This is a genomic window from Streptomyces sp. E2N166 (genome assembly GCF_003671715.1).
GTDB classification, from domain to species: domain Bacteria; phylum Actinomycetota; class Actinomycetes; order Streptomycetales; family Streptomycetaceae; genus Streptomyces; species Streptomyces thinghirensis.
The window spans coordinates 912,419-921,220 of the sequence record NZ_RAIF01000031.1; the positions used below are offsets into that span (position 1 = coordinate 912,419).

General features: G+C 71.0%; 7 protein-coding genes and 1 pseudogene. All 8 read right to left on the minus strand.

The window, feature by feature from the left end; genetic code table 11:
• Positions 1–309: 309 nt before the first annotated feature.
• Entirely contained in the window at positions 310–891 is a 582-nt protein-coding gene (locus tag EBH09_RS26205) for an ATP/GTP-binding protein (RefSeq protein ID WP_009314218.1), read from the minus strand.
• Positions 872–1,444: a DUF742 domain-containing protein gene (locus EBH09_RS26210; RefSeq protein ID WP_121749353.1), complete on the minus strand. Its 573-nt coding sequence runs from the start codon at positions 1,442–1,444 to the stop codon at positions 872–874. Before EBH09_RS26210 ends, EBH09_RS26205 begins: the two co-directional genes overlap by 20 nt.
• Positions 1,445–1,538: 94 nt before the next feature.
• Positions 1,539–1,952, minus strand: coding sequence for a roadblock/LC7 domain-containing protein (locus tag EBH09_RS26215; RefSeq protein ID WP_004983065.1), 414 nt, complete (start codon positions 1,950–1,952; stop codon positions 1,539–1,541).
• Between the two features lie 10 nt (positions 1,953–1,962).
• Positions 1,963–5,244, minus strand: coding sequence for a nitrate- and nitrite sensing domain-containing protein (locus EBH09_RS26220; RefSeq protein WP_193776541.1), 3,282 nt, complete (start codon positions 5,242–5,244; stop codon positions 1,963–1,965).
• A 402-nt stretch (positions 5,245–5,646) separates the two neighbouring features.
• Complete coding sequence (locus EBH09_RS26225) at positions 5,647–6,222, minus strand: ATP/GTP-binding protein (RefSeq protein WP_055421789.1); 576 nt, start codon at positions 6,220–6,222, stop codon at positions 5,647–5,649.
• Entirely contained in the window at positions 6,203–6,601 is a 399-nt protein-coding gene (locus EBH09_RS26230; protein WP_003973454.1) for a DUF742 domain-containing protein, read from the minus strand. Before EBH09_RS26230 ends, EBH09_RS26225 begins: the two co-directional genes overlap by 20 nt.
• A gap of 111 nt (positions 6,602–6,712) precedes the next feature.
• Positions 6,713–7,126: a roadblock/LC7 domain-containing protein gene (locus EBH09_RS26235; RefSeq protein WP_005479910.1), complete on the minus strand. Its 414-nt coding sequence runs from the start codon at positions 7,124–7,126 to the stop codon at positions 6,713–6,715.
• Between the two features lie 9 nt (positions 7,127–7,135).
• Positions 7,136–8,802 (minus strand): annotated as a pseudogene (locus EBH09_RS26240) (hypothetical protein); the annotation flags it as partial.

Genomic DNA, 8,802 nt, shown 5'->3' on the forward strand with positions numbered 1-8,802 from the left:
GCGCCGCCTGGAACGCGAGCCGGGTTTCCGAGCACCGCACAGCTGGCGCTGACCTGAGCCCACGAAGAGGCCCCCTCCACCAGGAGGGGGCCTCTTCGCACTACACGGGCGCTCTATGACGCCGGGCGGGGCAACGTACCTAGGGGCGCGGGGAACCGCGCGACCAGCCACGGACCACCCGCACCCGGCAAAAACCGCCCCCGGCAGCCCAGTGGCCGCAGGGGGCGTCGCGCAACCCGGCGCCGGCGAGGTGCCGCCGGCGCCCATCCGTGCCGCCCCAAGCGGCACGACTGCCCGCAGGCTGCGCGGCTAGCGCAGCCGTGCCATGAGCGCGTGCTCGACCAGCGTGATCAGCGCACTCTTCGCGTCGGCGCGGTGCCGGGCGTCGGTCGTGATGATCGGCGTGTCCGGCCCGATCTGAAGAGCCTCCCGGACCTCGTCCGGGTTGTACGGCTGCTGCCCGTCGAAACCGTTCAGCGCGATCACGAACGGCAGACCGCTGTTCTCGAAGTAGTCGACGGCGGGGAAGCAGTCGGCGAGCCGCCTCGTGTCGACCAGAACGATCGCGCCGATGGCGCCGCGCACCAGGTCGTCCCACATGAACCAGAAGCGGTCCTGGCCGGGCGTACCGAAGAGGTACAGGATCAGGTCCTGGTCGAGCGTGATGCGGCCGAAGTCCATGGCGACCGTCGTGGTCGTCTTGTCCCCCGTGTGGGTGAGGTCGTCGATGCCCGCGGACGCGGATGTCATCACGGCCTCGGTGCGCAGCGGGTTGATCTCCGAGACGGCGCCGACGAACGTGGTCTTGCCCACGCCGAATCCGCCCGCCACCACGATCTTCGCGGAAGTGGTGGAGCGGGAAGGCCCTCCGCTAGAGCTTGCGAAGTCCACTGAGCACCCTTTCGAGCAGTGTCACGTCTGGCTGGCCGCCGGCGCTCTCGTCGCCGCCGGGCTGATGGATGGCGACCAGGCCCGCCTCCGCCAAGTCGGCGACGAGAATCCTGGCCACACCGAGAGGGATCGTCAGAAGGGCCGAGACCTCGGCCACCGACTTGATCTCCCGGCAGAGGTTGCAGATCCGCTGATGCTCGGGCAGCTGGCCCTGCATCTGGTGCGGCTGCGCGGTGGTGTGCACCAGCGCCTCGATGGCGAGCTGGTACCGCGGCCTGGTGCGGCCGCCCGTCATGGCGTACGGGCGCACCAGGGGGTTGTTCGACGCCCCGGCGGGCGCCGGCTCAGGGGTGCGGCGCTGCGGCTGCACGGGCTGGATGCGCGGAGCGTGCGGCTGGTCGTACGGCGAAGGGCCGGGGCCCTGCGGCGCGTACGGCTGCCGGTGGCTCGGCACGGAGGGGTAGCCGTATCCGTTCGCCGAGCCGTCGTTCTGACCCTGGCCAGGGCCGTACGACCAGTTGCCCGAAGACGGACCGCCTGGGGGTGTTGCCACTTTCTCCTCCTCCGACTGTGCCTGGCACCCATCAATGTGGAGCCGCGTCCCGAAACTTTACGGCCACGGGACGCCAAAACGCACCGTCTGTCCTTTAGTTGAGAAGGCTCCCTTGGAGCTCCGCCCGCAGATCCGGCGTCAGAACCGTGCCGGCACGGTCCACCAGAAGGGCCATCTCGTACCCAATGAGACCGATGTCCGCCTCCGGGTGTGCGAGAACCGCGAGGGACGAGCCGTCGGAAATGGACATGATGAAGAGGAATCCCCGCTCCATCTCCACAACCGTCTGGTTCACGCTGCCGCCCTCGAAGATGCGCGAGGCACCGGCGGTCAGCGAGGTCAGGCCGGAGGCGACGGCCGCGAGCTGATCGGCACGGTCGCGCGGGAACCCTTCGGACATCGCCAGAAGGAGTCCGTCGGCGGAGACCACCACCGTGTGGGACACCCCCGGGGTGTTGTCCACGAAGTTGGTGATCAACCAGTTCAGGTTCTGCGCCGCCTGGCTCATCGGGCTCACACTAACGCTCCTGGTTGTAGGTGCTGTCAGGACCACGGTGTTCATTCCTTGTGTCCTGGCCGTTCGTTTCACTGCCTGCGCTGCGGCCTCGTTCGACGCCACGCCGCAGGTTGCTCAGCCTGCCCCGGACGTCCTCCGGGGCGCGGGAGACCTGTGGGCCTCCCTGTGGAGTGGTCTCGGCGGCGCCCTCGACCAGGTTGGCCTTGGGTACCCGTCGCGGCAGGCCCGAGGAGGTGACCCCGCCCGCCTTGGGCTTGCGCAGCGCCGAGGCCTGCTGCCAGCGGTCGTCGTTGGCCGACCGCCAGTTGTCCGTGCCACCCGCATCCGGGGCGGCGGCCGGCGCCTCCTGGCCCACGTGCCCCGCATCGCCCGCGCCGCTCGAGGTGGAACCGCGGCGGGGAAGACCGGCGTCGGTCATCCGGTGGGCGGCGGAGGAGGCCGGACCCGGACGGTCGAAGCCTACGCGGTCCGCCTCGTTCACGTCAGCGGCCTGCACGGATTCCGCGTCCGGAGTACCCGCCGGGTACTGGTCCGGATAACCGTTCTGGTTCTGGTACCCGTTCTGATAGCCGTCCTGCTGGGGCCAGTCGTCCTGGTGGCGCCGCTGCTCGAAGGGCGAGTACGCCTCCTGGGCGTCGGCGCCCGCCGGCTGGTGCCCGCCTCGGCCCTGCTCCGGGTAGGAGGGTTCCGGGTAGCCGTCGCCCGCCGGGTACCCCTCGCCCTGCGGCATGCCGCCGCCCGGCGTGAAGTACTGCTCGTCGTACGACGTCTGCTGCTGATCGGCGTACGACGATCGCTGGTCGTACCCGCCGGTCTGCCCGGTCTGCTGCTCCTGGTAGCCGCTCCGGCCCTGGTCGTACACCGGCTGCTGTCCGGTGAACCGGTCCTGGTACCCGGGCGTCGCGGCCTCCTCGCGGCCGCCGTGGTCCGCCGAACCGGGCAGCTCGGGATTCGACTGGGACTCCAGGGCCGCGCGGCGCTCCTCGCGCATCAGCGAGCGGCCGACCGGGTCGAGCTCGCGTATGTCGTCGGGGACCTCGGAGTACCGGCTGTCGTCGAAGCCCAGCTCGGCGGCGGTCCGCATGGGCTGACCGACCTGACCGAAGCTCTCGCCGCCCTGGAAGTTCTGCTCCGGGATGATCTGCGAGACGGTGAACTCGTCGCGCTGCTGCTCGCCACCGCCACCGTGCGTGATGGCGTCCGGGAGCATGACCAGCGAGGTGGTGCCCGCCTGCTCGCCGGAGGGGCGCAGCTGGACGCGGATGCCGTGCCGGTCCGACAGCCGGCCGACCACGAACAGGCCCATGCGCTGCGAGATCGCGGCGTCCACGGTCGGCGGGTTGGCCAGCTTGTGGTTGATGTCCGCGAAGTCCTCGGCGGTCAGGCCGATGCCCTTGTCGTGGATCTCGACCATCACGCGGCCGTCGGGCAGCCGGGTCGCGGTGACGCGGACCTTGGTCTGCGGCGAGGAGAACGTCGTCGCGTTCTCCAGCAGCTCGGCGAGCAGGTGCACGAGGTCGGTCACGGCACGGCCGTGGATCTCGGCCTCCGGGACGCCGGACAGCTCGATGCGCTCGTACTGCTCCACCTCGGAGGAGGCGGCGCGCAGCACGTCGACCAGCGGGACCGGCTGGTCCCAGCGGCGGCCGGGCTCCTCGCCGGCGAGGACCAGGAGGTTCTCGCCGTTGCGGCGCATACGGGTGGCGAGGTGGTCCAGCCGGAAGAGGTTCTCCAGCTGGTCGGGGTCGGCCTCGTTGTTCTCCAGGTCGGTGATCAGGCTCAGCTGGCCCTCGATCAGCGACTGGTTGCGGCGCGACAGGTTGGTGAAGATCGCGTTGATGTTGCCCCGCAGCAGGGCCTGCTCGGCGGCGAGCCGGACGGCCTCGCGGTGCACCTGGTCGAAGGCGCGGGCGACTTCGCCGATCTCGTCGGTCGAGGTGATCGGGATCGGCTGGACCCGGGTGTCGACCCGGCCGGGGTCGGTACGGGAGAGCTGGTCGACCAGCATCGGCAGGCGCTGCTCGGCGATGCCGAAGGCGGCGTTGCGCAGCTGTCGCATGGAGCGGCTCATCTGGCGGGCCACCATGCCGGCCAGGATGAAGGCGGCGAGCAGCGCGATGACGACCGCGGCACCCGTGATGTAGGCGTCCCGCTCGGCGTCGTCGGCGATCGTGGACGCCTCGGACACCGCCCTGTCGGCGAGGTCCGACTCGATCTTCTGGTAAGCGTCGAACTTGAGGGTGTTGACCGCCCACCAGTTTTCCGGCGTGATGCCCTGCTCGGCCAGGCCCGCCCGGGCACTGGTGTCCGTCGAGTCCAGCCGGGCCAGCTCCGAGATCATCGTCGTCGGGTTGGCCGGCGGCGGCACGTAGTCCGGGTCCTTGGCCTTGGCCTCCTTGGCCATGGCCGCCCCGTCCTCCTTGACCTGCGCTTCGGCGTCCTCGAGCTTCTGCGCGTCAGCCTCGGTGCCGCCGCCGATGTACTCCTCGATGGCGATGCGCTCGAGGTAGGCGTACGAGGAGAGTGCGACGCGCTGGCTGGCGAGGTGGCTGGGGTCCGGTCCCGGCTTGACCAGCATGTGCATGCCGATGGAGCGCTCCAGGGAGAGCGCCGCCTTGGTCAGCGAGATCGCGTAGACGGTACGGCCGTAGGAGGTGATGTTGCCGGTGCCCAGACCGAGCTCGTTGGCGAACTCCATCAGGGGGTGGGCGATCCCGGTGTAGCCCTCCTCGGTCTCCACGCCCTTGAGCTTGGAGGTGTACGCGGCCACGCGAAGCGTCTGGAGCTTGGGCTCCTGCTCGCGGAACACCTTCAGCCGGCGCTCCAGGCCCGCCTTGCCGGGCATGTCCTGGGCCGCCTCGTCGAAGGTGTCGGCGGCCTCGTCGGTCGCCTGCCGGGCCTTGGCGACGGTCGCGTCATCCTGGCCCTTGCCCTGCAGCAGCGGGGCGGCCGTGAGGTCGCGCTCGTTGTAGAGGGCGCCGGCGTAGCCGAGGGAGGCCCGCACCAGTCGCGCGGTGCTCTCGGCGTCCTCGGCGTCCGACCAGGTGTCGATCGAGCTCTTCACCTGAAAGCCGCCCATGACGAGGCCGACCAGCACGGGAATGAGCAGGATCGCGTTCAGCCGGGTGGTCACCCGCCAGTTGCGCGGGGAGAAACGGCCACCGCTCGGGGCGGGTTCGGCCTTGGTTTCCGAAGCGGCCACGGGGGCGGGCGCCGCTGTGCGCGGCGGCGGGGTGAAGTTGCCCCGGGCCGATGGCTCGGGACTGTTCTTGCTTCGCCTCACTCGACCAACAACCTCTCGGCGGTCGGCACCTATGTCGTGCCGCTGTGTCTCAGAGCCCAGTCCGTCATGGGGTACGCACTACTGCTGAGTACGTCTTTGACCATTGGGCAGTTCTGGCATTCCAGCACGGCGACCAGCGCTCTTCCAAACAGTGGAACGCGGGGGTTACACGTGATGTAAGCCCCGCGTAAAACGGTCATAAAGAGCGAGGTCCGTCAAAAGACGGGGCGTTCGTGCGCGCAGCGAGACCAGTTGACCGCGTCGCGTGTCGGTACCACCCGATTCCTCTGCCGAAACGTTATGAACGGCGGAGCCGACCGTGTCAAAGGACACAGTCGGCTCCGCCCCGCCTACGACAAGTGCCGTAGACCCCTGCCGACTTGGCTGCGGCCGCCCGCGTACCTACCGCAGGCGTGCCATGAGCGCGTGCTCGACCAGCGTGATCAGCGCGCTCTTCGCGTCGGCGCGGTGCCGGGCGTCGGTCGTGATGATCGGGGTGTCCGGACCGATCTGCAGCGCCTCGCGCACCTCGTCCGGGTTGTACGGCTGCTGGCCGTCGAAGCCGTTGAGCGCGACGACGAACGGCAGGCCCGAGTTCTCGAAGTAGTCCACCGCGGGGAAGCAGTCGGCCAGCCGCCGCGTGTCCACCAGCACCACCGCGCCGATGGCGCCGCGCACCAGGTCGTCCCACATGAACCAGAAACGGTCCTGGCCCGGCGTGCCGAACAGGTACAGGATCAGGTCCTGGTCGAGCGTGATGCGGCCGAAGTCCATGGCGACCGTGGTGGTCGTCTTGTCCCCGGCGTGTGTCAGGTCGTCGATCCCGGCGCTGGCAGAGGTCATCACGGCCTCGGTGCGCAGCGGGTTGATCTCGGAGACGGCGCCCACGAACGTGGTCTTGCCGACGCCGAAGCCGCCGGCCACCACGATCTTCGCGGAGGTGGTCGCCCGACCCCCGTCAGAGCTTTCGAAGTCCACTGAGCACCCTTTCGAGCAGTGTCACGTCCGGCGCACCGCCGTTGTTCTCGTCGCCGCCTGGCTGGTGAATGGCGACCAGCCCGGCCTCCGCGAGGTCCGCGACGAGGATCCGGGCCACGCCGAGCGGCATCGCCAGCAGGGCCGACACCTCGGCCACCGACTTCACCTCGCGGCACAGGTGGCAGATGCGCTGGTGCTCGGGAAGCAGCCCCATGAGCGCTGCCGGGTCGGCCGTTGTACTGATCAGCGCCTCGATGGCGAGCTGGTAGCGCGGCCTCGTCCGGCCGCCGGTCATCGCGTACGGACGTACCAGCGGCTGGTCGCCCTCGTCCTCGTACGGCTCCGCGTACGGATCATGAGAGGCGGTGGGCGGGGTCATGAATCCTCCGGGCGGGACAGCAGGTTGGTCAGTCGTGCCGTCTGACGAGGCCGGTGGGGGGATTGTGGCGGCCGGACGGTGATTTGGTAACACGGGTGGTGCCGGGGCCGTTCAGTGGAGCAGACTTCCTTGTAGTTCGGCGCGCAGATCGGGCGTGAGTACCGCCCCCGCGCGGTCGACCAGGAGAGCCATCTCGTAGCCGACGAGGCCGATGTCGCACTCCGGGTGGGCGAGGACGGCCAGGGACGAGCCGTCCGAGACGGACATGAGGAAAAGGAACCCGCGCTCCATCTCCACGACCGTCTGTGCCACGTCGCCGCCCTCGAAGATCCGGGACGCCCCGGCGGTCAGCGAGGTCAGCCCCGAGGCGACGGCCGCGAGCTGGTCTGCGCGGTCGCGCGGAAAGCCTTCCGACATCGCCAGAAGGAGTCCGTCGGCGGACACGACGACGGTGTGGGACACCCCTGGGGTGTTGTCCACGAAATTCGTGATCAACCAGTTGAGGTTCTGTGCCGCCTGGCTCATCGGGCTCAACTAACGCTCCTGCTGGTGAGTGGGCCGCGGATAGCTGCCGGTCTGGTTGGTCCCGGCCTGGCGGCCCTGTGCGATTCCCCGACGGAGATTGGTCAGTCGGCCGCGCACTTCGTCGGGCGCACGCGATACCTGCGGACCGTTCTGGTGCGACTGCTGCTGAGCCGTGCCCGGGACGAGGTTCGCCCTGGGCACCCGGCGCGGCAGGCCGGATGTGGTGATCCCGCCGGCCGCCGGCTGCCGTACGCGCTCGGCCTGCCGGACGAGGTCGTCGTTCGGCGAGCTGCGCCAGGAGGAGGTGGCGGGCCGCTGAGGGGCCGCCGGGGTCTGGGGCTGGGGGGCCTGCGGTTCCGGGGCCGCGGCCGGGGCGCCCTGCTGGGCCCTCGCCTCGCGGTCGCCGTGGAACCAGTTGGTCTCCAGCGTGTCGTACAGCGGCGTACGTCCGTCACCGGGGCCGGAGGCAGGGGGCAGGGCCCACCCGTCACCCGGCCGCTGCGCGGCGTTCCCGTTGGCGTTCCCGCCCGCGGGCTCCTGCTGTGCCGGACGCTGCTGCGGGGCGCCGAAGTCGTTCCCGCCGTGCGTGCCGTTGACCTGCGGGCGCTCGAACTGACCGGTGGGGGCGGGGTTCTGACGCTCCGGAAGGCGGTGCTGCCCGGTCGAGCCGTTGTCGAAGCCCTGGGCGCCGTTGAACGGGCCGGTCGAGGCCGGGTTGGCCGGGCCGGGCTGTCCGCCGAAGACGTCCGAGCGGACGAAGGACCCGCCGTCCTGCTGCGTGGCGGTCGGCTCGGGCCCCGCGAACTGGTCGTTCTGCGGGGCGGTGTGCGTTCCGCCCTGGCCGTACTGGTCCTGGCCGTACTGGTCCTGGCTGTACTGGTCCTGGCCGTACTGGTTCTGACCGGCCTGGTCCTGGCCCGTCTGGTTCTGATCGGGCTGGGCGAACCGCCCCGTGTTCTGCGGGTCGTCCCGGCGAGGTGCGGGGGCGTCGAAGTCCGGGCGGGCGAACTCGGCCGTGGCGCCGGGTCCCTGGGACTCACCGAGCCGCGGAACCGCCGGCATCTCGGTGGTCGAGCCCGGCCCCTGCCGGTCGTCGAAGCGCGGCGTGCGGTCCGTACGCGAGCTGTCCGGCTCCTCGTGGCCCCGCGGAGTGTCCAGCGAGGCGCGCGGCACGGGCGGCTGCGCGTTCTCGTCGCTCCAGCTGGGGGTACGGGGCTGCGGGTTGCCGCCGGGCAGCTCGGCCCGCGGACCGCCGCGCGGCGGCAGCTGCGGGCGACGACCCTGCTCGGCGTCGCCGTTCCCCTTGCCGCGGCGCTTGCCGCGCTGCGGGGGCGCGGACGGGCCACGTCCGCCGCCGAAGGCGTCCTGGCCCTGCTGGGTGTTGCCCTGCGGAGCGTTGCCCTGCGGCGCGTTCATGCCCGCGGCCTGCAGGCCCTGCGGAGCACCGGGCGCCTGACCGGCACCTGCGCCGGCCGGAGCCGGGCGGTTCTGCTGGTTCGGTCCCGCCGGGGACTGCGGCCCGCGCGCGCCGCCCGGCGCACCCGGGCGACCGCCCGCGTCCCGCCCGGGCAGTGCGGCCCGCGGCCCCTGACCGGCACCGAGCCGGCCACCGCTCGGCGCACCGGCGCCGAGGGCACCGCCACCGCCGCCGAAGGCACCGCCGCCACCGAGGGCGC